The organism is Gimesia algae, assembly GCF_007746795.1.
Classification (GTDB): Bacteria; Planctomycetota; Planctomycetia; order Planctomycetales; family Planctomycetaceae; genus Gimesia; species Gimesia algae.
Map to the genome: position 1 here is coordinate 1,557,629 of NZ_CP036343.1, position 26,709 is coordinate 1,584,337.

A 26,709-nucleotide genomic window follows, 5' to 3' on the forward strand; every position below is an offset into this window, starting at 1 on the left:
ATCCCATTAATTATTCTCCCTGTAGCAGGTTTCCAATGCTTCCTTTTACATACCCGCGACGTTTTCTGTTTTTCATTCCATGTGCTTTCCTGTTCACTCTTTTATTGACGGCATCAGCTGATGCAGCAGAGACTCCCAATATCATCTACGTCATGGCCGATGATCTCGGTTACGGAGACCTGGGCTGCTATGGGCAGAAGGTGATTCAAACCCCGAACATCGACCAGCTGGCCAAAGAGGGCATGCGGTTCACCAGTCACTATTCCGGGCATACCGTCTGTCGCCCCTCGCGACTGGTGTTACTGACTGGTCAACACAGCGGACACACTCCCATCAGCCAGAATGAACAGTATGTTTTCCCGGCAGGTACAACGACCGTCACCACGCTTTTAAAAGAAGCAGGCTATACCACAGGAGGTGTCGGTAAGTGGGCGCTCGGGCTTCCTGAAACCAGTGGCGTTCCCAGCCAGCAGGGATTTGATTACTGGTTTGGATATCTCGATCAGGGAAATGCTCACAATTATTATCCCGAATATCTCTGGAAGAATGAACAGAAAGTAGGCCTTCCCGGTAACAAAATCGGTCCACAGAAACGGGTCTCTGTCAATCGCAAAATCTACTCACATGATTTATTGAGCCGGGAAGCTTTCCAGTTTATCCGTCTGAAAGCAAATCAACCTTTTTTCCTGCAGGCACACTACACGATTCCCCATGCCAATAATGAAGGGGGCCGCGCAGTCAATGATGGTATGGAAGTCCCCGAGTATGGTATCTATGCTGACAGGGACTGGCCTGCACCGGAAAAAGGATTCGCTGCCATGATCACGCGGCTGGATCGGGACATGGGAAGTCTCGTTTCGCTGCTGAAAGAATTGAAACTGGAAAACAACACCATTATTTTCTTCACATCCGATAACGGACCTCATCAGGAAGGAAATCACAAGGTTGAATTCTTCAACTCGAACGGGCCGTTGCGTGGCTATAAACGCGATCTATACGAGGGAGGAATCAGGGTCCCGTTGATCGTCAAATGGCCCGGGAAGATCCAGCCTGACACAACAACAGATCACATCAGCGCGTTCTGGGATTTTCTCCCCACAGCCTGTGATTTAGCAGGAGTCAAACCTCCCCAAAATATCGATGGCATTTCGTATCTACCTGAACTACTCGCAAAACCGCAGCGCACTCACGAAACGTTGTTCTGGAAATATCGTGGAAAAGAAGCTTTACGAGCTGGCCAGTGGAAAGCGGTTCGCGTGAAGTCAGAAAAACCGCTGGAACTCTATGATCTGGAAGCCGATATTGGCGAAGACCACAATGTGGCAGAACAGCATCCACAAATCGTCACCCATATGCAGCAGCAGATCAAAGAGAGCCAGACTGCTTCGGATTGAAGGGCAGGTGAATTCTCAAACAGTGCCCGAGAGCTAAATAATCTCGTGAATTGGCTCTGTATGCTCGACTCCGACCAGCTTCTGATCCAGACCGCCATAGAAGTAGGAGAGCCGGTTAGGGTCGAGGCCCATTTGATTGAGAATCGTGGCATGCAGGCGTTTCACATGGAATGGTTTCTCCACCGCTGCCGCCCCCAGTTCGTCAGTCGCGCCGACTGAGATCCCGCCTTTAATCCCGCCGCCGGCAGTCCACATCGTGAACCCGGCGGAATTGTGATCGCGTCCGGTCCCTTTTGCATATTCCGCAGTGGGCTGTCTGCCAAATTCTCCGCCCCAGACAATGATCGTATCATCAAACAGTCCACGGGCTTTTAAATCCTTAATCAACGCGGCAATGGGCTGATCCGTGTTTCCCGCATGAAAACTATGATTTTTCACTAGGTCACCATGCGCATCCCAGTTCGCATCATTATGGTTACCCCCTGAGTAGAGCTGAATAAATCGGACTCCCCGCTCCACCAGTCTGCGTGCCAGCAGGCAGCGACTGCCGAAATCAGCCGTACGGGGATTATTCAGACCATACAATTCCTGAGTTTGCCTGGTTTCAGAAGCCAGATCAGCCGCTTCGGGTGCATGCTGCTGCATTTTGAAAGCCAGCTCATAGCTGGCGATGCGTGCCGCCAGTTCCGAGTTACCGGCTCGGGTGGCCTGATGTTTTTCATTCTCTGCTTTCAAGGCATCCAGTAATTCTCGCTGTACCGCTTTGGACATGCCTTCTGGACGACGCAGATCAATCAACGGTGCCCCTTTTGAACGCATGGTGGTTCCCTGATAAGTAGCCGGCATAAACCCGCTCGACCAGTTCTTGGCCCCGCTGATCGGCCCTCCGGTCGGATCGAGCATCACGACATAACCTGGCAGATTCTCATTCTCGGTTCCCAGACCATAATTAAGCCACGAACCGAGACTGGGAAAACCGCTCAGGATGCGCCCGGAGTTCATCATCAACATCGCTGATCCATGGATAGGTGAATCTGCAGTCATCGATTTCAGAAATGCAATATCGTCCGCACAGGTCGCCAGATGAGGGAACAGTTCTGAAACCCATTGACCCGATTCTCCATATCGCTTGAACTTCCACTTGGGGCCGACCACGCGGCCTTCATTCTTTTCACCACCACGTCCCTTGGTTTTTACGGAAACAGTCTTGCCGTCCAGACCATAGAGCTTGGGTTTATGGTCAAAGGTATCGACGTGACTGGGACCACCATACATAAACAGGAAAATCACACTCTTCGCTTTCGGCTTGAAGTGAGGATCTTTAGGAGCCAGCGGATTCTGAAACTGACTCACACCGTCAGCGGCGAGCGCCTGTGAGTTCAAAAAACCATCCGCTGACATCATCCCCGTTAAAGCGACTGACGCAAAGCCACCACCGGCTTCCCACAGAAATTCCCGCCGGGTGCGACGACAAAATTGTGCATGTCCGCTCTGCTGATTTGCCTGTTGCTCTAAAGCCATCGTAGGTCCTTTTCAAGCATAATGTCTCATGATTCAGGGTTTCAGTAATCTGAATCGCTATTAATCCAGATAGACGAACTCATTCCGATTCAAAACCGTCAGACAGAAATAATCCAGCGCCTGTTTTTCTTTCAGGAAATGTTTTTCCATCAATCTCTTAATCAGTTGTACCCCGTCATTCACTTCACCTGCATGCGGCTCACGTCCATACGCCAGGCGAATCGCCCGTGTTACAAATGAGGGATACTCTGCTCCCGCCTCTTCAATGAGTCGGTCTGCAAACAGTTCCGCCTGTCGATTGACAAAATGACCATTGACCATCCCCAGAGCCTGAGCGGGCTGTGTGGTGACAAAACGAACCGCACAGCTGCTGTCGGTATCGGCAAAGTCAAAGTTGAAGAGCAGGGGAGTCACCAGAGAACGTTTGACATAAATATAGATACTGCGTCGAGCCCGCTCTTCTTCCGATGAATCTCCCCAGCCTTCGCCCGGACGAGACTGTCCCTGTAACACTTCTTGAGAAATCAGCGGATAAATACCAGGACCATACATCTTCAGATTCAGACGACCATTCACTGCCAGAATTGAATCGCGAACTTCTTCTGCGCTCAAACGCCGCATATTAAACCGCCAGAACAGATCATTGGCCGGATCGACGGCTGCCGCTTCTTCTGAGTACTGAGATGACATCTGATACGTATTCGACATGAGAATCAGCTTATGAAATGGTTTGAATCGCTGACCAACTTTCACAAATTCCAGAGCCAGCCAGTCCAGCAGTTCCGGATGCGTCGGAGGCACTCCCAGTTGTCCGAAGTTATTCGGCGACTGCACAATTCCCCGGCCAAAATGATGCTGCCAGATCCGATTCACGATCACGCGCGATGTCAGCATATTCCCTCCATCGGCAATCCACTCCGCCAGTACCCGACGTCTCCCCGAAGTCTGCTGATCCTTACCAGGCGTCGGAATTTTCGCTTCGGTTTCTCCAAAGAGTTCCGGAAAGCCGGGTTCCACCTTATCGCCACGCACATGCGGATTCCCCCGCAGCAGCACAAAAGTTTCACGGGGCTCTTTCTGACTCCGCCTGACGCTGAGAGCCGCTTTTCGGCTCGGTAGTTTTTTGCGTTCTGCTTCCAGCTGCTTTAATTTACCCTTCAAACCCTGGTAAGTCTGATTTTGTTCTGGTTCCAGATATTCGGCCAGTTTTTCTTTCAGTAGTTTTCCCCGTTCACGGGTTTCCGATCGTCTCTGATCAACGCCGGGCATTTTTTTGATCGCTGCCTCTTCGATCACATGCAGTTTTTTCTTCAACTCGTTTTTCTGTTGATCATACTTCGCATACTTAGCCGCCAGTTCTGGGGGGGTAATATCCGTCTGATTATAGGATCGTTGATCCCCACGTGTCCCGTAGGAATTCAAGCCATGAAAAAACGCCATAAATCGATAATAGTCTTCGTGAGGAACAGGATCGATTTTATGTTCGTGACAGCGGGCACAGTTTAAGGTCAGTCCCAGAAATACCTGACTGGTTGTGGAAACAATATCATCCAGTTCATTGTAATAACTCAATAGTTTATCAGCCGGCTCGTCATCCCACAGACCAAGACGGTAATAACCTGTCGCAATGATCGTGTCGTTCGTTACCTGATCCAGTTCATCCCCGGCCAGTTGCTCTTTGATAAACTGACTGTAGGGTTTATCTTCATTGAATGATTGGATGACATAATCACGAAAACGCCAGGCATTCGGCTTGTCACCATCCCGCTCGAAACTGTTCGTGTCAGCATAACGTACCAGGTCCAGCCAATGACGCGCCCAGCGTTCTCCATACCGGGGAGAAGTCAGCAGGCGATCAACCAATTTCTCGTAAGCATCAGAAGAGGAATCTTTCACAAACTGATCGACTTCTTCCGGGGTAGGTGGCAGTCCTGTCAGATCAAAATAAACGCGGCGGATTAACGCTACGCGATCAGCGGGAGCAGCAGGAATCAGTCCCTTTTCCTCCAGCCCGGCCAATATAAATGCATCAATCGGATTTTTGACCCATTGTCTCTGATTTGTTTCAGGCGGAGTCTTCTGCTGAGGCGGCTGGAATGCCCAGTGTTTTTTCCATTCCGCGCCCTGCTGGATCCAGTTCTTAAGAATTTCAATTTTCTCCGGCTTGAGTCGCTCCCCTTCAGGAGGCATCTGCAAACCTTCATCTATTGACGTAATTCGCGCGATCAACTCACTCTGGTCCGGATGATTGGGTACGACAGCTGTCGCCTCAGATTCCAGCTTCTTGAATGCCAGCTCACTCTGATCCAGGCGTAATCCGCCTTCCTGCACATCAGGACCATGGCAGGAGTAACAATGCTTGGCCAGCAGGGGCTGAATCTCCTGCGTGAAATCAACGGGCGTTTTCCCATTCTGATTGGCGGGGATCTTGTTCGTTTCAGCTACACTCACTGTGGTTAATGACAGACCAAACCACAGGAGTATGCCGTAAACAGCGTTGGGAAGGAATCTGAGTCTGATTCTGCAGTGAGCGAAGCATGGCATGCGGATCTGTCTCTCCCGACTGTACAGTCTTCAGTGAAGGATTCAATCTAATCCATTATCTGTCCAGGATCTTATTTTCCTATTGTCGATGATTCACATGACTTATGTCAATTCAACAATAAACAACACTAACTTATTTCCTGTACTTGTCATGCAGTCATTCAATATATTGAAGCGGAAGGCCTCCTTTTTAAACTAGTCTGTCTGTCTCCCGGCTGATTGTGTTATAATGCCAATGCCTGTGTACGGTGATGCGCTTGATGGCAGGCACCTGTTTCTGATCTGAGGAGAATCCGCAGGATGAATCGATTATTTCCTCCATTCTCGGGATGGAAGTTCCCGAAGTGTGCCTCAACCAGGATCTCTCTCTGCCTGGGTGTGGTTCTGTTTTATCCCTGTTTCTATTTACTCTCAGGTGAAAAACAGAACAGGCTACCTCTGCTGGCATTCCTTGACCCGCCAGCTCAAAAGGAAGTACCAGAACAAAGCGAGCCAGATCAGTCGATCTCAGAAGAACGCGAAGCGTTAATTCACCGAATCTACAGGAACCGGAATCTACAGACTCAGTTTGATCGGGCGGAACAGAAATTCCAGGAACGCGAGTTTACAGAAGGAGCACTGCAGCTCGAAAAACTTCTCGATCACCAGGAAGATTACTTCTTCTGGTCTGATGATCAGCCACGTCCCGTGAATTTCCGGGCTCGCACCCGTCAGTTGTACTCACAATTTTCGCCACGCTCACTGGCAGACTACGAACGTATCTCCGGACCTCAGGCAAACCAGTTGCTGCAACAGGCACGTCAGACGAATGATTTGCGGCTGTATGAACTGCTGGCATTACGTTTTTTTCCCCTGCAAGCCGGCTTTGAATCCCTGAACTATTTAGCCACCCATTATATGGAACAAGGGAACTTTGATTTTGCTGCACGCTACTGGGACCTGCTCCTAGAGAGCCGTCTACAACAGTCACGTCTGGAACCGGTTCATTTACTGAAAGCCGCACTGACCTACCAGCAGTCACAACAGCACGAAAAAACCACTCAGATACTGGAAACATACGGGGCAGCAAAGGTCATTGTATCCGGAAGAACGCTCTCTCTGGAACAGGCGCTGCAGAGGCTGGACACATCATTGACTGGCTCCTCATCTCAAAAGTCAACAGGCTGGTTTGTTTCGCAAGGTAATGCCAATCGCAATATGTCAGTCGATGCCAGCCTTCCCTATTTGGATCCGCTCTGGAGCCATCCCATTGGACTGACTGACAAGGACCGTCCACTGGAAACCTTACGAAACTGGGAGACCAAACAGTTTCGTCAAAATCTCTCGACTGCGGTGGTGAATCAGCCCATTGCCGTGGATGATCTGGTTATCTATCGAGATTTCAAGGGAATCCGAGCGGTTAATCTGGATTCCGGCAAAACTGCCTGGCTCTTTCAGAGTGCAGGCAGCCTCAGCCAGTTGATTGATCAGTTGGAGGAACACACAAAGTCTCACTCAACGTATTCCCAGAATCTGCCATTGGAAAAGTTTTATAACTACAACTCGATCTATGGCTCTCTCAGCAGCAATGGTCAATTTGTATTTGCGATTGACTATCTGCCAGATACTCAGCCTTCTGCACAGATCAACATGGGGCTGCGTCGATCGACGTTACATTTTTCTCTGGTCTCCCAGAAGGGGAACCGTCTTGTGGCACTCCCTTTAAAAAAGAAGGATGCTGCAGTCAGCCAGAATTCAGTTACTACAGATTCACCTGCAGGTAGTGAAACGGCTGAGATGCAAACCAGGCCGGCGTGGAGTATTGAAGGCTACTATTTTCTCGGTGCACCATTGCCTGTCGGAAATTATATTTACGCCATTGCCGAACACCACAGTCAACTCTCCATTCTGTGTATCAACCCTCAGAACGGAGCAATTCACTGGAAACAGGGAATTGCTTTCGTCAATCAACCGATTTTCACAGATCGGACTCGCGCCTATATGCATTGCCCGCTGACCAGCAGTCAGGGGGTTCTGGTCTGTACAACTCAGATGGATACCCTGGTTGCCATTGATGCGACCAATGGAGATCTCCTCTGGAACTATTACTATGGCGACGGAGACCAGTACCGCCGCATTTCGCAGAAGCGGTATTACCGGCCTGTCGCCTTTGGTCACCCCGGCCTGTCGAGTGCTCCTTTAATTGATCAGCACCGTGTTTTTTATCTCCCCACTGGTTCCCCTTATATTCATTGCGTCGATTTAAATACCGGAATCCCACTTTGGGAAGAAGTTCACCGGGAAGATGCCGAGTATGTCGCCGCGGTTGTCGATGAAACAGTGCTGATTGTCGGTTCGGACTATTGTCGCGGCCGACACATCGAAGATGGGAGAGAACTCTGGCATCTGCACGTTGGCCCTGTGACCGGCAAAGGATTCCTGTCACAGAAAAACTATCTTCTACCCATAAAATCAGGGAGTGTACTCAGCATTCATATCCCCACGGGAAAAGAATCGGGATTTACTTTAAGTAGTACCACCCAGATCACAGAGATCCTGAACAGGGAGTTCAAGCAAAAACTTAGAAAGGGTGCGGAATACGCCCATCAGAATCTTTCGCGGCAGGCAACTGAAAACACGGTCCAGCACAACTGGTATCCCGGAAATATCATTGCCCACCAAGGCAAATTGATTTCACTGGGGCTCTGGCAGATTGATGCATTCCCCCAGGCTGAAGCCATGTTGACCAGTTTACCTCAAATCGATCACCAGAACCTGAATTCTCCCCGTCATCAGAGTGACCAGCTGCTAAAAGCAGAACTGGAACTGGCGCTGGGCAATTTAAGCAGTGCCCAACACAGGCTGGAAACTCTGCTTTCCATTCCCACAACAGCCAACGTAAAAACACGGTCTGAATCCCTCTTAAGAGAATTGCTTTATGCCGAGCTGAACCAATCCACTCAGGATGAATTTCAGCTACTCGCCAAACTGGAACGACTTGCCACCACCCCGCAGGAACGGGGTCGCTACCTTTCTCGTAAATCCCGGTATCTGCTCGAGCAGGAAAATTACCACGCTCTGATGGATGTCGCCGAGGAATTTAAGAAACTTGATGTCAAGTTCCCCCTCGCGATGGCGGGAGACACCGACCACCTCGTCACTACCAAAAGTCTGGTCGCCGGGCTGATGGAGAAAGTGACTGCGAAAGCAGATCGGATAGACCGCGAAACACTTGACGCAAAAATTACCGATGATCAGCAGGCTGCGCTCGAAGATGGTTCCATTCCTGTATTGCAATCATTCCTCGACACGTACGGCAGTTGGTCGCAGGCAGTCGAAGTCCGCAGCAGACTGGCAGCCCGCCTGACTGAACAGGGTCAAATCCAACAGGCAGAATTCCTGTTGATGCTCAACCGCAGTCATCCCGACGAACAGATCGCAGCGAATGCTACCCACGAACTGCTGGAACTCTGGCAGACGGCAGGGCTGCCTCATGAAGCAGCCGCGTTATTAAGCGAACTTGACAAAAAATATGCTCAAGTCCCCCTCGATACCGGCATCACGGGAAAGCAGTATGTCAACCGCTTTGATCGAGGGTCCCAGACTTGGACCATCTTTCAAGCCATGCAGCCCCTGCAACATGAGGTCTCACACCTGATCATCAGACAAAGTGACCTGGGAACTCCGCCCCTGGAAACCCAAAATACATATAAAAATTATGAACGGAAGTTCCTCCCTCCGCCGGAAATCTCTCAGCTGCTGTTGAAGTCCGGTGGGCAACTGCATGTCATCAATAAACACGCTGGTCAGACGATTGGAAAGATCGAAGTTTCAGATCGCATTTCCTACCCCTATCATTCACAAAACACCCGCGTCGGTCATTTCATTCCTCTCGGCAGTAAGCGTAAGATCCATGGAGTTTCTCTGCTGCAACTGGATGGAGACATCTCCACACCGCTCTGGACAAAGGAATTCGATGACTTAAACAATTCACAATCGCTGTTTTACGTTGGTCCTTCCGGACCCCGTGTCTGTGTGTTCCAGTGGGATAACCGCCTGTTCGGATTAAATCCGGCCACAGGGAAGGTCTTGTGGGAACGCAAGAATATCCCTTCCAAATCAGGCTTCCTCAGTGACTCCAGTAAAGGACTGATCGGTGATCAGCAGGCGCTGGTTGCCTTTAGCATCAATCGCACGAACTACAACGTCTACAGCACGATTACCGGCGAACAGATCCGAAAAGGTGAACTGGAATTAAACAGTCGCTCCCGCCACGTCTTCGGCCGCAAAATGTTTTATGAGACGACATCGACTACTGAAAAACGAGTTCGGCTCTGGGACCCGCTGACAGATCAGCTCCTGCTCGACGAGCCCGTTTCGAATACAGGATTATCGACTCAGATCTCTGAGACAGAACTGGCTATTCTTCTGCCCCCAAATCGATTGCGGGTACTTAATGTAGAAACAGGTGAGACCATCATCGAATCGATCATCCCCGACGACTACCTGAAAAGCCTCAATAAGTTTCTCGGGTTTAAAGATCAGGACCGCTACTACTTCAATTTCTCATACACGACGCCACGCAGGCGATCCCCTCAAAACGATTTTTATGTCAGCGACTCGTTTCTGAATGTGGTGCATCTCGACAATGATTTAATCAGTATCGATGGGAAAACGGGGCAGATCCTCTGGAGTCGCAATCTCCCCAAACGCTCCTGGATTGACACCTCACAATATCAGCTCCCCTTCCTGATCTTCATGAGTAAAATCCGCACTGAATCTCGGACACGCAGCTATTCATTCCTCCTGGAAGTTCTGGATGCCAGAACCGGAGATACGATCGGCTTTAAAGACAATCTCCTGAAAGATACAATCCTGCAGCTGCAGATTGATCCCCGCTTTCATAAAATCATTCTACAGGGAATGCACAGCGCCATCGAAATCGACTTCAGCGATAAAGCGAAGTCTCTGGATGGTATCTTCGATAAGCCACTCTGATCGTAAGCAGAGAGTTTTCAATTGCGCTCAACGGCAACCCAGAGAGAGAGAGCAGGGAATCTGAAAAGAGCGGCTGAAGGGAATCGAACCCTCGTCACCAGCTTGGGAAGCTGGGGTAATACCATTATACGACAGCCGCTGAACTCTCGAGAGACAGCGTAAACATGACATCGGTTTGGGTCAAGTTATTCCGAGCCCAGCATCATGAGTATTTCGATTAACTTTTCACTTGCTGGTTTTCATCGGAGCGAATCAAGTCCAGTTGTTTCGCGACTTCAGGGAAGGGGACTTCGTGAGGCAGTTTCTGCGTGGTCGCTGCCAGAGCAGAAGCAACTCCCGCTGCCTCTCCCATCGCCACGGCATTCCCGGTTACCCGATAGCTGCTGTGCGCGATAAAGTCTCCACTGATACAACGTCCTGCCATCATCAGACCGGTCACATCCCGGGCAATCAATGCCCGCAGGGGAATATCATAAGGTTTGGATTTGAACGGTTTCTTTTCAATGGCTTTCGTTTTACCTGGATTGGTGGAATGCACATCAATCCCAAACCGAACGTGGCAGATGCCATCCTCGAAGCGTGCTCCGTTTTTCAGATCTTCACTGGAAACATGATAACGTCCCATAATTCGGCGTCCTTCACGGGTGCCGATCTGTTCTGCGGTCGCAATGATCTCGAGGTTGGTCCAGGGGTCACCCAGTTTTTTCAGGCTGTTGACCAGTTTATGTACTTCACGCCGTGCCTGCAGAGTCGCCTCAGTCACATGAGCTGCATCGATGGCCAGCGTCCCGTATTCATGGTTGGCCATCATCGCAAACAGACCATCGCGAACACGAAAAATCGTCGGTCCGCCATAAGAAGGGTCGATACCCGCCCGCTGAAACTCTGCCAGCAGGTTCTTCTTGGGATTCCCCAGTTTGCGAGGCTCTGCATCTCCGCGTACGAAGGGAGCGATGCCATCCAGCGTGACTCCTGTCAGCAGAACCATCAGGCTCATCGGCTGAGTTACCCCCGTACCAGGCTGACCGAATTCGTAACTGCACCCCGCCTGCGCAGCCAGATCGCCATCGCCGGAACAGTCGATAAACGCCTTGGCTCTCCAGGCCTGCCGACCCGACTTGGATTCGGTCACAATCACAGACAGACGATTATTAATGTCAGTCACGGCACCTACAACTCGCGTATGGAGTTGAATTTTGACTCCCGCTTCCAGTAGCAGATCTTCCAGTAACAGTTTGGTCTTCTCGGTGTCGTAGGCAACAGATCCATTCGGCAGCGTATTACTGGCGCCGCGTTCTTCCAGCTTCTGCAACAGTTCACGCATGATGCCCGGCTTATTCTGAGCATCAATGATCAGTGTTAATGCGCCTGCCGTCCAGACCCCGCCGATACAGCCGTTGACTTCGAGCAAACGGGTTTTCGCTCCACTGCGGGCAGACGCCAGAGCTGCAGCGACCCCGGCAGGACCGCCGCCGCAGACGATGACTTCATCTTCCTCGACAATCGGAATATTCCGGGCTGCTTCGTGAAATATTTTCCCGTCTGGTGATACCCAACCGCTGGTTCGAACATGTTGTGCAGAGGAATTCCAGACTGACTGACCACCACCGTCAAGTAACAGTGCATTAGAAGGACGCGTCACCCCATCTACTACCGGTTCTTTTGCAGAAGCCACATTGGCACCGGCTAAAAAAGCAGCGGTACTGCCAGCGAGGTACTTACCGAACACGCGACGGTCCATATTTTCGTTGGCCATGACAGACTCCTCTCGATTCAATTTACAGGAAAAGTTTTCGATCCGGACCGATTCATTCAGCCGTAAATTCGTTTATGGATCTCTGTAACGACATCGTCAATCGGAATCCTGACCTGTTCCAGTGTATCACGATCACGCAGTGTCACACAGTTATCCTGTTCTGTTTCCCCATCCACTGTCAAGCAGAAAGGTGTTCCAATCTCGTCCTGACGACGATATCGGCGGCCAATGGCCCCCTGCTGATCATAAACCGCTTGAATTCCCGCGGATTTCAGACGCTGGTAAATGGAGGAAGCGATTTCCGGCATACCCGCTTTTTTGATCAACGGGAAAACGGCGACTTTCACAGGAGCCAGTCGCGGATGAAACCGCATCACGGTCCTAGTCTGCATATTCCCCTTTTCATCGGGTTGTTCATCTTCGTAATAGGCTTCACAGAGAAATGCCAGCGTTGCTCGGTCAGCACCGGCGGCCGGCTCAATCACATGCGGAATGAACCGCTCGCGGGTCTGATCATCAAAGTAAGTCAGATCCTTACCACTCCCTTTATACTTAGGCTGACCATGCTCATTCTTCTCCACGACCAGTTGGTCACCTTCACGAACCAGCTTACCTTCCATGTGCGAACGCAAGTCGAAATCACCGCGATGGGCAATCCCTTCCAGTTCTCCATATTCATCCTCTTCCATGAAAGGGAAGGCATATTCCACATCAGCGGTTCCCACCGAATAATGAGCCAGTTCTTCCTGGGTATGATCGCGCAGAATCAGATTCTCTTTAGCAATCCCATGTTTGATGTACCAGGCATACCGACGATCACGCCAGTACTGGTACCACTCAAACGATTCATCCGGATGACAGAAGAACTCCATTTCCATCTGTTCGAATTCACGGGAACGGAAGATGTAGTTTCGGGGTGTAATTTCATTCCGGAAACTTTTACCGATCTGTGCGATCCCGAAAGGCACTTTGACACGCCCGCTGTCGACCACATTTTTGAAGTTCACAAACATCCCCTGTGCGGTTTCCGGCCGCAGAAACGCGGTTCCTTCTTCACCCGCGAGTGCCCCAATGATCGTCTTGAACATCAGGTTAAATTCGCGTGGCTCGGTCAGTTCGCCCCCGGTTTCCGGACAGCGTGCTTCCAGTTTTCCGGTGGTGGGAATATTCGCATCCGCCATTTTCTTCCGATATTCCATCAGATTACAGACCGTAATCTGTGGCGTTTCACTCGCGTCCAGACCGTGCTCTTTTTCGTATTCTGCAATCGTTTTTTCCAGACGCTTGCGTTTGGTTTTTGAGAGTCCTTCTTCACCGATATCAGCCATATAGGTTTCACAGGCTATGGGCGTTTTGTCGGCAGCGTAGGCCACGGCCACCGAAACGTGGTCAACACGAAACCGGGCTTTGGACTCTTTAGAATCAACCATAAAATCATGAAACAGATCAAAGTGCCCGGAACTTTTCCAGACGCTGGGGTGCATGATAATCGTGGTTTCGACTCCTGTCATGGAGAACGGTTTGGGAGCCCCTTCCGGAGCGACCAGCTCATTGTGAGTGGTAATCATATCAGACCACCAGGCCTCTCTCACATTCCGCTTGAGTTCGACTCCCAGCGGACCATAATCCCAGAACCCCTGCAGACCGCCGTAAATTTCAGACGACTGAAAAATAAACCCGCGCCGTTTACACAACGCTACGATTTTCTCCATCTCTTTTTTCATTGCTTTGGTCTTTCCATTTTGTCTTCAGTAAGACACGCTTATAAAACGATTTTATAATACTCATTAAAACAGCAACGGATCAGCCTGCTGAAGATAACATGATTTTTCCTGATTCGTGACTGAACTCAGGCAGTACCGGGTAACAATCTCGGTCAGAACATAGTTGAATATCCTCTTCAAAGCCACGTTGAATCAGATTACGTCCCCCCTGACTGGCACGCATCGCTGTCAGCAACCCATCTGGACGGCTGACCTGCGTTTGATAATAGTCGACGACCATCCTGGTTGCATCATCCAGCGTTAGCTTATAACTGGTCATCTCCTGCAGTCCTGCAGCAATTGCCCCTGCACAGAGACAGTCTTCTCCCGTAATCGCTCCATCTGTTCCCGCACAGACCAGGTAAATCACACCCGAACTTTGACTCAATTCATTCACGACCGCAGCCAGATTCAAAAACGAACCAATCAGTATTCGATTTGCCTGAATCGCGCGTTTCAAAGCCCGTGTTCCATTACTCGTCGTAAACACGATCTGTTTTCCAGCAACCACTTCCGTAGAATAACGGGCAGGGGAGTTATCCAGATCAAATCCCTCGATCATGATTCCCCCGCGTTCGCCCCCGAGTAATACCTCTGAATCAGCAGTTTCATTCAGTTTCCCGGCGATCTGCTGTGCTTGCTCAATTTCTTCACAGGGAATCACAGCAGCGGCACTGGAATGCAATGCAGTCGTAATCGTAGAGGAAGCGCGAAGAATATCGAGAATCACAGCAGTGCTCCCCGAAAAGTCTTCCGGTTGTGACAAGACAGGCAGTAAGCAGGTTCGAATTTCATCAGGCATGACTGATCGCGGACATTCTTTCAAGACTAAACTGTGTCCAGTTTTACTATAGCGTTTCCAGGGGCCTTTGGACCGAGTATCAAAGTACGAGAGGCGCTATACTAAAATGAAAAACGCTCTCGAGGGAATCCGAGGCTCAGCGAGCCTTATCTGAAATATCCTTGCGGCACCAGGCCCCATCCCAGCGGATACATTTGACCGCCTGATACGCTTTCAGTTTTGCCTGACTGATGCTTTCACCAATCGCAGTCACTCCCAGAACACGACCACCGTCGGTCACGACCTGATCGTCTTTCATGGTAGTTCCCGCGTGAAACACTTTGGTATCAGCCAGTTCGGCCGCTTCACCCAAGCCGCGAATGACTCGCCCTTTTTTATACTCTTCAGGATAGCCTTCCGATGCCATCACCACACAAACAGCCGGTCGCTCGTCCCACTCCAGGTCATCAATTTCGTCCAGGCGCTCTTCCGCAGCCGCCAGCAGCAGTTGTGCCAGGTCTGTCTTGAGCCGCATCAGTACCGGCTGAGCTTCGGGATCTCCGAAACGGACATTGAATTCCAGTACTTTGGGCCCCTGATTAGTAATCATCAGGCCAGCGTAGAGAACTCCATTAAAAGGACGGTCTTCGATTTTCATGACGTTGACCATCGGCACGAGAATTTTCTCGATGATCTCGTCCATCAATTCAGGTGTGACCAGGGGAGCAGGGCTGTAAGCTCCCATCCCGCCGGTATTAGGACCTTTGTCACCATCGTAGGCTGCTTTGTGATCCTGTGATGTTTCCAGAGGAACAATCGTCGATCCACTGACGATTGCCAGGATACTGACTTCCTGACCGATCAGCTTTTCTTCGATGATGACGGTTCTCCCCGCATCCCCAAATTCGCGAATTTTCATCAGAGACTTGATGGCGTCAAGGGCTTCCTGTTTGGTATCGCAGATCAAAACGCCTTTACCAGCTGCCAGGCCATCGGCCTTGATCACCAGAGGTTGTTCTTCGCGTTCTTCCAGATAGGCTTCGGCTGCTTCAAAATTGTTAAATGTCTCCGACTTGGCTGTGGGAACATTGGCCTTCCACATCATCTGCTTGGCAAATGATTTACTGCCTTCCAGTTCAGCGGCTGCCTTGGATGGTCCAAATACTGAGATCCCGGCGGCGCGCAGTGCATCTGACATCCCGGCGACCAGAGGCACCTCAGGACCGACAATCGCCAGTTGGATCGCTTCTTCTTTGGCAAAAGCCACCATCTTCGGGATATCACTGACGCTGATAGCGACATTCGTTCCGTCCAACTGGGTCCCGGCGTTTCCAGGTGCACAAAAGACCTGACTGACACTCTCCGACTGGGCCAGTTTCCAGACCAGTGCGTGTTCGCGGCCTCCCTGACCAATCACTAAAACTTTCATCGTGTAAGGTACCTGCTCGTTATCTTCTTCTTAAAATTTCAGGCGAGACAATCTCTCTCACTGACTTGATTCCACTCCCGTGGAGTATATCAGCACTGTTTTGCCCCTAGTAGCATCGCTTCCCGAAATTTAGACTTTGCTGTTAAAAAGCTCGTGTTTTACTTCGATACCAGAATAAATCTGGTCCTGTCAGGAATAAACTTTCTTCAGTAATCACCACTCTACAGACAACACACGCTCAGCATTGGACGAATACCGCTTCAGACCATATAATGTCCCGTTCAATCGGGTTTTTGATTGTTCAGCGATCCCCGATCGTGCTCTGAACCTCTTTTCGTGTGACCTGTCACCTTCGAGAAGAACCTCGATAGAGTTAAGGTAAGAGCCGAAATTACTGTTATCGTAATCCTGCAGCATAGTAATTGACTTAAAGTCATTCTATTAAAAGACTTTTAACCTTTTTGTTTAATGGAGAATTCAAAGTGTTTGATACTGTCGCCATAATTGGTGCCACCGGTGCCGTCGGGCACATCATGCGGAAACTGCTGGAAGATCGGAACTTCCAGGCGAAACAATTTCGATTTCTGGCCTCAGCGCGCTCCGCAGGCAAAACACTGGAATTCCAAGGCAAAACCTACACTCTCGAAGAATTGACCAAAGATTCCTTCGCTGGAGTCGAACTGGTCATCGCTTCCACTCCCGATGATGTCGCAGCAGAATTTCTTCCCTCAGCCGTGGAAGCCGGTGCCATTGTCATCGATGAATCAGGCTACTGGCGGATGAAACCCGAAGTCGCGCTGGTGATTCCGGAAATCAACCCGGAAGCCGCACTCGAAGCCAAAGGCATTATTGCCAGCCCGAACTGCTCCACCACGCAGATGGTAATGGCCCTGAAACCGCTGCACGATGCTTCCCCCGTTCGCCGTGTCATCGTCAGTACCTACCAGGCGACAAGTGGCGCTGGAATCGCAGGAACCAGCGATCTGCTGGAAGGCTCCCGGGCCTATCTGGAAGGTAAAAAACACGATTACCAGGTGTTTGACCATCCGATTGCCTTTAATGCGATCCCACAGATTGGCAGCGAAAAAGAGGACGGCTACACCAGCGAAGAAATGAAAATGGTGTACGAAACCCGCAAAATTCTGGGCGATGAATCGATCCAGATCAACCCGACCTGTGTGCGGATTCCTGTCGCAAACTGCCACAGCGAAACCATCACCGTCGAGACCGAACGCCCGATCTCGCCGGAAGAAGCCCGTCAATTATTCTCTGACTTCCCGGGAATTACCGTCGTCGATGACCTGCAGAATCTGTCGTATCCGCTGCCTTCCACCTGTGATGGCAGTGATGAAGTCTATATCGGCCGAATCCGACGTGATATTTCTTCACCGAACGGGCTCAGTTTCTGGTGCGTCAGTGATAACCTCCGTAAAGGGGCCGCCACCAACGCTGTTCAAATCGCTGAGTTGCTCGCAAAACATAAAGCCTGCACCTAAGCTGTGTTCGCATCTTCACTATCGTCACTGCGGGCGGATTCCTGCTTGAAGAGTTCGTCCCGCCAGTGCCATTTTTCAAAGATTACATCGTAAAGGCTACGCAATGTCTGCATTTCATTACCAGAATGATGAACTGTTTTGTGAAAAAGTCCCCGTCGCTCAACTAGCAGAAGAGTTTGGCACCCCGCTGTGGGTTTATTCCAAATCAGATTTTCTCGGTCGTTTGAAAGAAATTCAGGAGGCGTTTGCCGAAGTCGATCCGGTCATCTGCTATTCCGTTAAAGCCAACGGAAACCTGAGTATTCTCAAAACGATGAACGACGCCGGCAGCAGTTTTGATGTCGTGTCCGGTGGAGAACTGTTCCGAGTACAGCAGGCAGGCGCCGATACCTCGCGCGTTGTCTTCGCAGGGGTAGGCAAAACTGATGAAGAAATCCGCCAGGCATTGAAAGCGGATATCCTGATGTTCGACGTGGAAAGTGAAGCCGAACTCGATGCCATCGCTCGGATCGCCGCGGAACTGAACTGTGTGGGTCGCGTCGCTTTGCGCCTGAACCCGGATATCGACGCCAAAACACATCACAAAACAACAACCGGTAAAAAGGGCAACAAGTTCGGCATGGATATTGAACGTGCCACCGAACTGGCTGACAAAGTGCTCAAAGACGAGCACCTCGAATTAACCGGCATTCATATGCACCTGGGATCTCCCATTCTATCGACCGACCCCTATGCCAAAGCAGTCAAAAAAGGAGCTGAAGTTATCTCCCAACTGCGTGAGAAAGGTCACAACACGAACTGGCTCAACCTGGGTGGCGGCTTTGGAATCAGCTACAAAACCGACGAAGGCCCTTCTGCTCAAACTTACGCAGATGTGATCGTCCCCACGATTAAAGAAATCGGCTGTCGTCTGGCGCTGGAACCGGGCCGCTTCATTGCTGGTAATTCCGGTGTGTTGATCAGCCAGATCGTCTTTACCAAGCGGGAAGGGGGCAAACTGTTCTACATTCAGGATGGTGGCATGACCGATCTCGTCCGTCCCGCGATGTACGATTCTTACCACCGTGTCTGGCCTGTGAAACCGGCGGTTCCTATGCCTTTCGACTGCGAAGGCGAAATTGAAGGCTGTGAACCAGCTGATGTTGTCGGCCCGGTCTGCGAATCCTGTGACTATTTTGCGAAAGACCGCTATCTGCCTCCCATGGAACGAGGCGACTATCTCTGCATGTTCAGCGCAGGAGCTTACGGCTCTGTCATGAGCAGTAATTACAACGCGCGTCCTCGGAGTGCAGAAATTCTGGTCGATGGCAGCGAGTATCATGTTATTCGTCGACGGGAAACTTATGAAGAACTGATCGCACTGGAACAGACCTGAGTTAAGCACTATCGAGCAGATCAGTATGTCGAGTATGTTCAGAAGACCAGTTCTGTCATGGTAGGGTTATAACAGTTACCGGGTTCTTGCGCTCTGTAATACATTGGGTACAGCAAAGATACGCGCATCCCCTTTCTTCGATTGCACCGTTATCGTCGTCGGAAACGATGATACTAGATACAGAAGCTTCTACACTGAATATGTCTATTTGAATACATACCACCTGATTTCTGTGAAGACTTGAAACGAAATAATTGAATTATGTTGTTTTGGGTAAGGTGATAAGAATAGTATATAATTTCTGTAACTGTGTATTCCCATCAGAGATATTCAATCTGTCAGGTAGACAGGCCCGAAAACGGGTCTGTTCGCAGACAGCCCCATGAATAGCCGACAACCATGACGACACGGAGTCGACTGAATGTCTTTTAATAATCGGATCCTGGCAGCATTTGCTCTGGTCATTCTCAATACCCTGAGTCCGTCTACGTACGTCTGGTCACAGGATGAAATACCTCCGCAACTTCAAAAGTCAGCTACGATTTCCAACCTGTCCGCCGATGACCTCCTGCTGTCGAAACCTGAAACGCCCGCTCAAATGCTGCAGGCTGTCATTCAGTTGACCGGACTCGGGCATGCTGCTTCAGCCAAGCCCTATCTGGAGCAACTGTTAAAAGCGAACCTCGACCAGGTCACCCTGTTGAAACTCCGTGATGAACATGGTCCCGCGGCATTTCTGTCACTGGCGAACAATAAAGAATTACAGCCGGAATCGACCACTCTACTGAGTCAGATGGAAGCAGCCTTCCGTGCTTACGCCACAGATCCCGCCCGCATCAACGGGTTAATCAGTGATCTGTCAGGAACTCCCACGGATCGTAACATTGCGATCATCCAGCTCAAATCAGCAGGATCAATCGTGGCGCCTCCCATTTTGAAACAGTTAAGTGTCAGCGAAGACCCTGCCAGAAATGACGAATTGGCATTCGCTTTATCCCAGCTGGGTAAACCGGTAGTCGAACCGTTGATCGCTGCCTTAAGGGCCCCAGAGAATCGGATCCGCAAGATTGCTGCCGAAGTTCTGGGAGACATTGCTGATCCATCTGCAGCGCTTTATCTCTGGAATCCAGCTTTTTCACAAAGTCAGGAACAGAGCGTACAAATCGCAGCCCGCCAGGCCCTCTCAAAAATTCTGGGCAAAGATCCTCGAAATGTATTTGAGCTCAACCGCCACGAAGCACAGCTGGTTTTAAAAAACGCCGCATTACGGCTTTACAAGAATCATGTTGAAGCATCGGAAAAACAGAAAATCTGGGTCTGGGATACAACACAACAGACTGTCGCACAGAAAGAGTTGCCGGCTCAGGAAGTGGGACTGATTGAAGGGCTGCGTCTGGCTAAAGAAGCCCTGGAAATGTCTCCTGACAAGCAGGACGTACAGACACTTTATCTGGCAATGGCACTCGCTTTGGAGGCCTATCAGGTCGGCTGGAATAACCCGCTGCCCGAAGGTCCGGGGACTGCCTTTAATCTAGCCTTACTATCAGGTCCCAAAGCGGTCAGCCAGGTGCTGGCGCTGGCGATGAAGCAGGGGCATACTCCCAGTGCACTGGCTGCCTTGAAAGCGCTGGGACAGATTGGTTCCCGAAACCTGCTGTATGAGAAACTGGATCAGCATTCCTCACTGATCGCTGCATTGAATTACCCCGATCGCCGGGTACAGTTCGCCGCAGCAACCGCCATCATGCAACTTGATCCAGCCAACACATTCCCGGGAGCGACGCGCGTCATCGCCATCCTGACCCGTGCCTTAGGGGGAGAAGGAAAACAGTCAGCTATCGTTGTCGACAGCAGCATTCCTCGAGGCCAGACAATGGCGGGCCTGTTTCATGAACTCGGTTATGAAACACAGTCTACACAGACCGGGATGGCAGGATTTAAAGCTGCCACCGATCGCATGGACGTTGAATTTATTGCCCTCGAATACAATATCATGCGTTGGGGCCTTTCCCAGACCATTGCCAATCTCAGGGCCGATTCCCGTACCGCAAATATTCCCATTATCATCTATGGTCCACTTCGCCTGAAAAATAAAATCGAATACGTAACGCGGCATTATCCTCTAGTGCACTATATCGTGGAATCAGAAAATTCAGATGATATCGGCACTCAGGTCAAGCCATTTCTTAACAGCCTGAAAACCCCGGAGTTAACTGGCGAACTCCGCTCAGAATATCGGACTGCCGCGCTATACTGGCTGTCGCATATCGCATCCAGCCAGAGAGGCAGGCTCTACGATCTGACACCTGCAGAAAAACCTCTATTGCAACTGGTTTCAGACCGCACTCTGGCATCAAATGCCCTGATCACTCTTGGCGGGATTCCCACCCGTACTGCCCAGGCAGATCTGGTGACGATTGTGACCAATAAGACGATGGATAGCGACGTCAAAGAAATCGCTGCCCTGCAACTGGCATTTCATATCCAGAAGTTCGGGTTGCTCGTTGATTCCAAAGATGTCACGTCGATCCGCGCTGCTTATCAGGCCGCCACAGAGCCCGGACTGAATACTGCGCTGGCATCAGTGATGGGAACCTTGATGCCTGATAATAAAGTGGTTGGCGAACGGCTGCAGGAATTTAAGCCTGCCACTCCACTTCCATGACTCAGTTGCTTCTCACAGAAAAAAAAGCTCCGAAGATTCTCTGAACCTGCGGAGCTCCCATCATTCAGCCTGTTTCTTTTCACCTACTGCGCGTTGGCAGCGGTCTTCTTTCGCAAGAGTGATCGCAATGGCTCTTCCAGGTCTTTCGCCTCCGATGTCACCAGCTCCGTAACTCCTGTATGATCCACCAGCATCAGCATCGGCACGGTGCGAACGCCGTAAAATACCGCTGCGGGATTGTTCCAGCCACGCTTGTCGCGGGAAGAATAAAAGATCTGACGCCAGTCCAGAGGTGTCTTTTCCTGAAAGGCATCAATGGCAGGTTCTTCCAGATCCAGATTCACACCGACAATTTCAAATCCATACTTACGGTACTTTTGTGATAACGCCTGAATCTCGGGTAGTTGTTCGATAAAGGGCCGCGCTGTCGTTGCCCAGAAGACAACCAGAACCACACTTCCTTTATAATCATCAATCGAAACAAATCCCCCCTCAATGGTTTCTCCTGCCAGCTGCAGAGGATGACCTTTCAGCTTCAGACGACGGGACAAGCCGAGCACCTGCGCGGCCTCATTACTCTTGGGGAAGCGTGCTTCCAGATCAAGACAGCAATCCAAAGCCTGTTTATTCAAACCGTATAACTGACTTGTTTCTGCGGCTGCCTGCAGCAGTTGGGGAGCACGGACAGTTTCCTGTGGAAACCGTGACGCAAACAGACGCGACTGCTTGACAAACTCTTCAATCCAGCGAGGATCCTGTTTAGCAAATCGCTGTGCGCTCGTATTGGCAAACTTAGCCACAGAGAAACCGGCATCTGCAGCAGACTGTGATTTGGGATCGCGTTTATACAGGGACTCAGAATGATCGTATAACGCATCAATGCTTTCCTGATCGCCTTGTAATGCCAGTTGCAGATGGGCGTCCAGAAGATGTTTAATACAAACAGCGAACAGGCGTTGCTTTTCTTGATCAGCATGCGTCTGTTTGACCGCTTCCATCGCCAGTTGAATGATTTTCTTATTCCGCTCTACACGGGCAGATCTCAGCTCTTCGACATTCTCCGTTTTTGGAAGTGCCTGAACTTTCAGTCGGGTAATCTCCCGCACATTCCATTCGGCAGAGCCTGCTTTCAGTTCCTGAATTTTTATTTCTTCATCCACCAGGGAAGCTTCATCTCCATCCAGATCGTCGAGGTCGCGCTGCTCGCGTTCCAGGCTGGCGGTCTGCACCATATTCGGTGTTAACGCAGGACCAGACCCTGTCTGAGATACTTGAGTGATAGAAGCTTTGGGCACGGATTCCAGTTGCGTGTCTGCGGGGGCCCCGTCCAGCTTCCCGTCTGTGAGATTTCCAGCTGCCTGTGGTGCTGTAGAATCTCCACCGCCACAACCGAACTGAGTGATTAACAGCAAACCTGCTGCGATCGAAAGGATTTGATGTGGATACCTCATCGTTTATTGCTCTCCTTCCTTTGAGAGTCTGTCGTTATCTGAAGAACCGAGGTCGCGAAATGTCTGGTCCCGAAGTAGGGCTTTTGTAATGTTTGGCCCGCGTCAATTTGAATGATGACCGTTACAGTTCTGCGGAAGACGCCCTGAAGCGAAGTCTGCCACTCCCTCAGCAAAATTCCTGTGTATAACACTTTATGCCGCGAGTTTTACGCGAAAAACCACATTGAAAGCAAGACGAAGCTGGAAAAATTTACAATTCGGAGACCGATTTCAGATAGTTTTCGGCGTCACTGCTCAGTGCAGGGGAGGTTTCACTTAACAGGCTTCATCAAATCGGATCAAAGCTCGCCGTGATAATGTTTAAAGGCTTCGATCGCAAAATATTCGGGAAGTCCCAGATCATTGTAAATTCGGGCTGTATTTCGAGTTCGATCTTCCGCCCGCACCCAGAATTCCCGTTTGTCCCCCCCCGGATAGAAGGCACTGTCCTTTTGTGACTCATGCTTAAAAATGGCTTCCCGTTTTCGGAGAACCACCTCCGGGCTCAGCGGAACCGCCCGCTCAATTTCATGCGGTTCATACTCTTCCCAGGCCCCGCGATACATCCAGAACTCGGGAGCCACTCCTTCTTCCACAACCACATTCACAGCATTAATCACTGCTTCTGCACAAACCCGGTGAGTTCCATGCGGATCGGACAGATCGCCGGCCACATAAATCTGATGCGGATTCACTTCCCGCAGCAGGTCTGCCACGATGGCAATATCTTCTTCCCCGATTGGCTTTTTGGAAACCTGCCCCGTGCGATAGAACGGTAAATCCAGAAATCGCAGGCGTTCCTCAGGCACTCCCGCGACATCCGCACCGGCGGTTGCTTCTGTTTTTCGGATCAAACCCTTAATTCCCAGCATCTCTTCCGTATCCAGGTCGCCGGCTTTTTTATTTTCAATACTTGTTTTCAGGTTCTGTAAATGTTCCAGCACAGTACGATCATCGGCGTGAAACAGCTGATGAAACTCACAGACGAAATCGATATGCCGTAATGCATCATGATCGAACACGGCTATATTTCCACTGGTCATATAAGCGATATAAACTTCATGCCCCTGATCGGCCAGTGTAATCAGAGTCCCCCCCATCGAAATCACATCGTCATCAGGATGCGGACTGAACACAATCACGCGCTGAGGTTCGACGCCCGCTGGTTTGGTACAAATCCCTTCCAGCAGAGAATCAAAGACACTCTCTCGAATCTGAGCCACCGAACCGTATTTATGCAGCATCTGATGCAGGTGATTATGCAGAAAGTCTTCTTCTTCCAGCTTCAACAATGGCTTTCCCACCTCTCTGGAGAGCCAGATAACGGCTTTTTTCTCCAGTATCGGGGTCCATTCAATATTTCCGACAATCCAGGGAGTTCTCACCGCAGTCAACTCCGCAGCAGCTGCACTGTCAACCACGAATACAGAATTGGTATGGGTCTGCAGAAAGCTGGCGGAAACATCATCAGTCACTTCGAGTTCAGCCGCTTTTTTGACGACTTGTGCTTTATGCTCGCCCAGAGCCATGATGATAATTTTCCGGGCGGACAGAATACTGCCCACACCCATCGTGATCGCGTGATGAGGTACATTATCTTCGCCGAAAAAGCCACTCGCAGCATCACGCCGCGTAACAGGATCCAGGTTCACCAGGCGTGTCAGACTGTTCCGGGCACTTCCCGGTTCGTTAAAACCAATATGCCCCGAACGACCGATCCCCAACAGTTGTAAATCCAAACCACCATACTGCTCAATGGCTCGTTCATACTCTTCACAGAACAGATCCACTCCCTCAGCGGGAATATCACCACGGGGAATATGAATGTTCTCCGGCTTCACATTCACGTGATCGAAAAAGTTCTCCTGCATGAATTTGTGATAGCTGTGGATCGAATCCGGCTCCATCGGCCAGTATTCATCCAGATTGAATGTGACCACATTGGAAAAATCCAGTTGCTCGTCATTGTGCAGGCGAATCAGTTCACGGTACACACCTAGCGGAGTCGAACCAGTGGGCAGCCCCAGAATGGCCGGATCGCCGGCATTGTTTTTCTTACGAATCAGATCTGCCACCACCCCGGCCACATATTTGGCCAGCTCAGATGACGTTTCGAAAATAACCGTAGGTACTTTCGTATGTCGCACAAATTTGGACTTGGGGGTAACATGAACAGAACGTGAAATATCGATAGCCATCAGACGAATTTTACCTGTAAAGCAAGAAAGAAGCGGAAACCATTCTCCATCAGAATCACATCTCTATTTTTAACGATTTCACCGGACTAAACCACGAATTTAAAGTAACCACGCGAACAGTAGCCCCGGTGTGCGTGTTTTTTTTATGAATGTTTATTATAACTAGAGCACATCACATTTTACCATAGCGTCTTGCGAACTAATATACTCGGTCCCAATTCCCAGGGAGACGCTTTAGTAAAACTGGACACAGTCTAGTCTGATGAAAACCTCACTATCAATAAATTGACCTAAATGTACAGAGAGAAATTTCCATGGCAAATCAGGCAGAATCTCCACGAATTCTCGCGATTCACGCCCATCCTGACGATATTGAAATCCAGTGTGCCGGTACGTTAGCCCGGCTGAAAAGTCTGGGATGCCACATTACGATTGCCACCATGACCGCCGGCGACTGTGGCAGTGCGGAAATGGGACCGGTGGAAATTGCCAATGTCCGCCGCGCCGAAGCGAAAAAAGCCGCCGATATGCTGGGAGCCGATTACATGTGCCTTGAGTTCCGCGATCTGTCTATCATGATTGATCAGGATTCCCGCCAGCGGGTCACCGAAGCCGTCCGTAAAGCACGTCCGGACATCGTCATCACCGCTCCTCCGGTTGACTATATGAGTGATCACGAAATGACCAGCCGCCTGGTTCGGGATGCTTGTTTTGGCGCTTCTGCCCCCAACTACACCACCCATCAGTTTCAGCCCGCTCCTCCCACGGAAAAGATCCCGCATCTGTACTATGTTGATCCCATCGAAGGTTGCGATTACTTCGGGAACCCAATCGAACCGCAGTTCATCATCGATATCTCAAAAACATTCGACCTGAAAATCAAAATGCTGGCCTGCCATGAAAGCCAGCGGGCCTGGCTTCGAAAACAGCACGGTCTGGATGAATATCTCGACGGAACCGAGCGCTGGTCAGCAGCCCGCGGCAAAATAATTGGTGCTGCTTACGGCGAAGCCTTCGTCCAACATTGCGGTCACCCGTATCCTTCAAGTAACCTGTTACAGCAACTCCTCGAGAAATAACATTCGAACTCCACACAGTTAGAGATAGAGAAAACCAACATGAATGATCCACAACCCAGCCAGGAACTGCCATATACCGAGACGGAAATCGAAACGATGGCGACCGAGGATGCCAGCGCGGGAAAATTTCTCACCGTATTAATGGTTTGCACCTTCAGCTATACCGTGATTGTGGGTGCGTATGTCATTTACTGGAGTCTGAAGAATTAGTTCCGCTCTGCCTGGAATAACGAATGTCATT

15 protein-coding genes and 1 tRNA gene are annotated in these 26,709 nt (G+C 50.3%); 7 read left to right on the forward strand and 9 right to left on the reverse strand.

What is annotated here, in order from left to right; all coding sequences use genetic code 11:
* Positions 1-35 precede the first annotated feature (35 nt).
* On the forward strand, positions 36-1,394 hold the full coding sequence (locus Pan161_RS05790) for an arylsulfatase (protein ID WP_145224912.1): 1,359 nt from the start codon (positions 36-38) through the stop codon (positions 1,392-1,394).
* Positions 1,395-1,427: 33 nt separating this feature from the next.
* Here the strand turns inward: Pan161_RS05790 and Pan161_RS05795 are convergent, their stop codons facing one another.
* Both Pan161_RS05795 and Pan161_RS05800 read right to left on the reverse strand, forming a co-directional pair.
* The gene (locus Pan161_RS05795) at positions 1,428-2,915 is read right to left on the reverse strand and encodes a DUF1501 domain-containing protein (protein ID WP_145224914.1); all 1,488 of its coding nucleotides are present in this window, start codon (positions 2,913-2,915) and stop codon (positions 1,428-1,430) included.
* Between the two features lie 60 nt (positions 2,916-2,975).
* Positions 2,976-5,366 (reverse strand): PSD1 and planctomycete cytochrome C domain-containing protein, encoded by a 2,391-nt coding sequence (locus Pan161_RS05800; protein ID WP_145224916.1) that lies wholly within the window; start codon positions 5,364-5,366, stop codon positions 2,976-2,978.
* A gap of 393 nt (positions 5,367-5,759) precedes the next feature.
* Here Pan161_RS05800 and Pan161_RS05805 point away from each other — a divergent pair, with 393 nt between their 5' ends.
* Positions 5,760-10,436 (forward strand): PQQ-binding-like beta-propeller repeat protein, encoded by a 4,677-nt coding sequence (locus Pan161_RS05805; protein ID WP_145224918.1) that lies wholly within the window; start codon positions 5,760-5,762, stop codon positions 10,434-10,436.
* 68 nt (positions 10,437-10,504) lie between these two features.
* Here the strand turns inward: Pan161_RS05805 and Pan161_RS05810 are convergent.
* The 5 genes from Pan161_RS05810 to purD form a co-directional block, all read right to left on the reverse strand.
* Positions 10,505-10,575 (reverse strand) — tRNA-Gly (locus Pan161_RS05810).
* Between the two features lie 78 nt (positions 10,576-10,653).
* Complete coding sequence (locus Pan161_RS05815; protein WP_145224920.1) at positions 10,654-12,192, reverse strand: FAD-dependent oxidoreductase; 1,539 nt, start codon at positions 12,190-12,192, stop codon at positions 10,654-10,656.
* Positions 12,193-12,248: 56 nt separating this feature from the next.
* Entirely contained in the window at positions 12,249-13,916 is a 1,668-nt protein-coding gene (locus Pan161_RS05820; protein ID WP_197995715.1) for a glycine--tRNA ligase, read from the reverse strand.
* Positions 13,917-13,995: 79 nt separating this feature from the next.
* Positions 13,996-14,757, reverse strand: coding sequence for a 2-phosphosulfolactate phosphatase (locus Pan161_RS05825; protein WP_145224922.1), 762 nt, complete (start codon positions 14,755-14,757; stop codon positions 13,996-13,998).
* A gap of 136 nt (positions 14,758-14,893) precedes the next feature.
* Positions 14,894-16,165 carry a phosphoribosylamine--glycine ligase gene (purD, locus tag Pan161_RS05830; protein WP_145224924.1) on the reverse strand — a complete coding sequence of 424 codons (1,272 nt, stop codon included), beginning with the start codon at positions 16,163-16,165 and terminating at the stop codon, positions 14,894-14,896.
* A gap of 482 nt (positions 16,166-16,647) precedes the next feature.
* On the opposite strand from purD, the gene Pan161_RS05835 reads away from it, so the two are divergent.
* The 3 genes from Pan161_RS05835 to Pan161_RS05845 all read left to right on the forward strand — a co-directional run bounded on the left by Pan161_RS05835 (position 16,648) and on the right by Pan161_RS05845 (position 21,701).
* Positions 16,648-17,661, forward strand: coding sequence for an aspartate-semialdehyde dehydrogenase (locus tag Pan161_RS05835; protein WP_145224926.1), 1,014 nt, complete (start codon positions 16,648-16,650; stop codon positions 17,659-17,661).
* Between the two features lie 103 nt (positions 17,662-17,764).
* Positions 17,765-19,036, forward strand: coding sequence for a diaminopimelate decarboxylase (gene lysA, locus Pan161_RS05840; RefSeq protein ID WP_145224929.1), 1,272 nt, complete (start codon positions 17,765-17,767; stop codon positions 19,034-19,036).
* Positions 19,037-19,457: 421 nt separating this feature from the next.
* Positions 19,458-21,701 carry a HEAT repeat domain-containing protein gene (locus Pan161_RS05845; RefSeq protein ID WP_145224932.1) on the forward strand — a complete coding sequence of 748 codons (2,244 nt, stop codon included), beginning with the start codon at positions 19,458-19,460 and terminating at the stop codon, positions 21,699-21,701.
* A gap of 83 nt (positions 21,702-21,784) precedes the next feature.
* Here the strand turns inward: Pan161_RS05845 and Pan161_RS05850 are convergent, their stop codons facing one another.
* Both Pan161_RS05850 and nagB read right to left on the reverse strand, forming a co-directional pair.
* Positions 21,785-23,152, reverse strand: a complete 1,368-nt coding sequence (locus Pan161_RS05850; RefSeq protein ID WP_145224934.1) for a TlpA disulfide reductase family protein — start codon at positions 23,150-23,152, stop codon at positions 21,785-21,787.
* Between the two features lie 338 nt (positions 23,153-23,490).
* A complete protein-coding gene (gene nagB / locus Pan161_RS05855) occupies positions 23,491-25,389 on the reverse strand; it encodes a glucosamine-6-phosphate deaminase (protein ID WP_145224936.1) in 1,899 nt (632 codons plus the stop codon).
* 314 nt (positions 25,390-25,703) lie between these two features.
* On the opposite strand from nagB, the gene Pan161_RS05860 reads away from it, so the two are divergent.
* Together Pan161_RS05860 and Pan161_RS30415 are read left to right on the forward strand one after the other, a co-directional pair.
* The gene (locus Pan161_RS05860; RefSeq protein WP_145224938.1) at positions 25,704-26,468 is read left to right on the forward strand and encodes a PIG-L deacetylase family protein; all 765 of its coding nucleotides are present in this window, start codon (positions 25,704-25,706) and stop codon (positions 26,466-26,468) included.
* A gap of 39 nt (positions 26,469-26,507) precedes the next feature.
* On the forward strand, positions 26,508-26,678 hold the full coding sequence (locus Pan161_RS30415) for a hypothetical protein (RefSeq protein ID WP_197995716.1): 171 nt from the start codon (positions 26,508-26,510) through the stop codon (positions 26,676-26,678).
* The last annotated feature ends 31 nt before the right edge of the window (positions 26,679-26,709 follow it).

Bases quoted from the DNA above. Each gene is read 5' to 3' on its own strand.
- Pan161_RS05790 (WP_145224912.1), top strand. From the start codon at position 36: ATGCTTCCTTTTACATACCCGCGACGTTTTCTGTTTTTCATTCCATGT.
- Pan161_RS05795 (WP_145224914.1), bottom strand. From the start codon at position 2,915: ATGGCTTTAGAGCAACAGGCAAATCAGCAGAGCGGACATGCACAATTT.
- Pan161_RS05805 (WP_145224918.1), top strand. From the start codon at position 5,760: ATGAATCGATTATTTCCTCCATTCTCGGGATGGAAGTTCCCGAAGTGT.
- Pan161_RS05815 (WP_145224920.1), bottom strand. From the start codon at position 12,192: ATGGCCAACGAAAATATGGACCGTCGCGTGTTCGGTAAGTACCTCGCT.
- Pan161_RS05820 (WP_197995715.1), bottom strand. From the start codon at position 13,916: ATGAAAAAAGAGATGGAGAAAATCGTAGCGTTGTGTAAACGGCGCGGG.
- Pan161_RS05825 (WP_145224922.1), bottom strand. From the start codon at position 14,757: ATGCCTGATGAAATTCGAACCTGCTTACTGCCTGTCTTGTCACAACCG.
- purD (WP_145224924.1), bottom strand. From the start codon at position 16,165: ATGAAAGTTTTAGTGATTGGTCAGGGAGGCCGCGAACACGCACTGGTC.
- lysA (WP_145224929.1), top strand. From the start codon at position 17,765: ATGTCTGCATTTCATTACCAGAATGATGAACTGTTTTGTGAAAAAGTC.
- Pan161_RS05845 (WP_145224932.1), top strand. From the start codon at position 19,458: ATGTCTTTTAATAATCGGATCCTGGCAGCATTTGCTCTGGTCATTCTC.
- Pan161_RS05850 (WP_145224934.1), bottom strand. From the start codon at position 23,152: ATGAGGTATCCACATCAAATCCTTTCGATCGCAGCAGGTTTGCTGTTA.
- nagB (WP_145224936.1), bottom strand. From the start codon at position 25,389: ATGGCTATCGATATTTCACGTTCTGTTCATGTTACCCCCAAGTCCAAA.
- Pan161_RS05860 (WP_145224938.1), top strand. From the start codon at position 25,704: ATGGCAAATCAGGCAGAATCTCCACGAATTCTCGCGATTCACGCCCAT.
- Pan161_RS30415 (WP_197995716.1), top strand. From the start codon at position 26,508: ATGAATGATCCACAACCCAGCCAGGAACTGCCATATACCGAGACGGAA.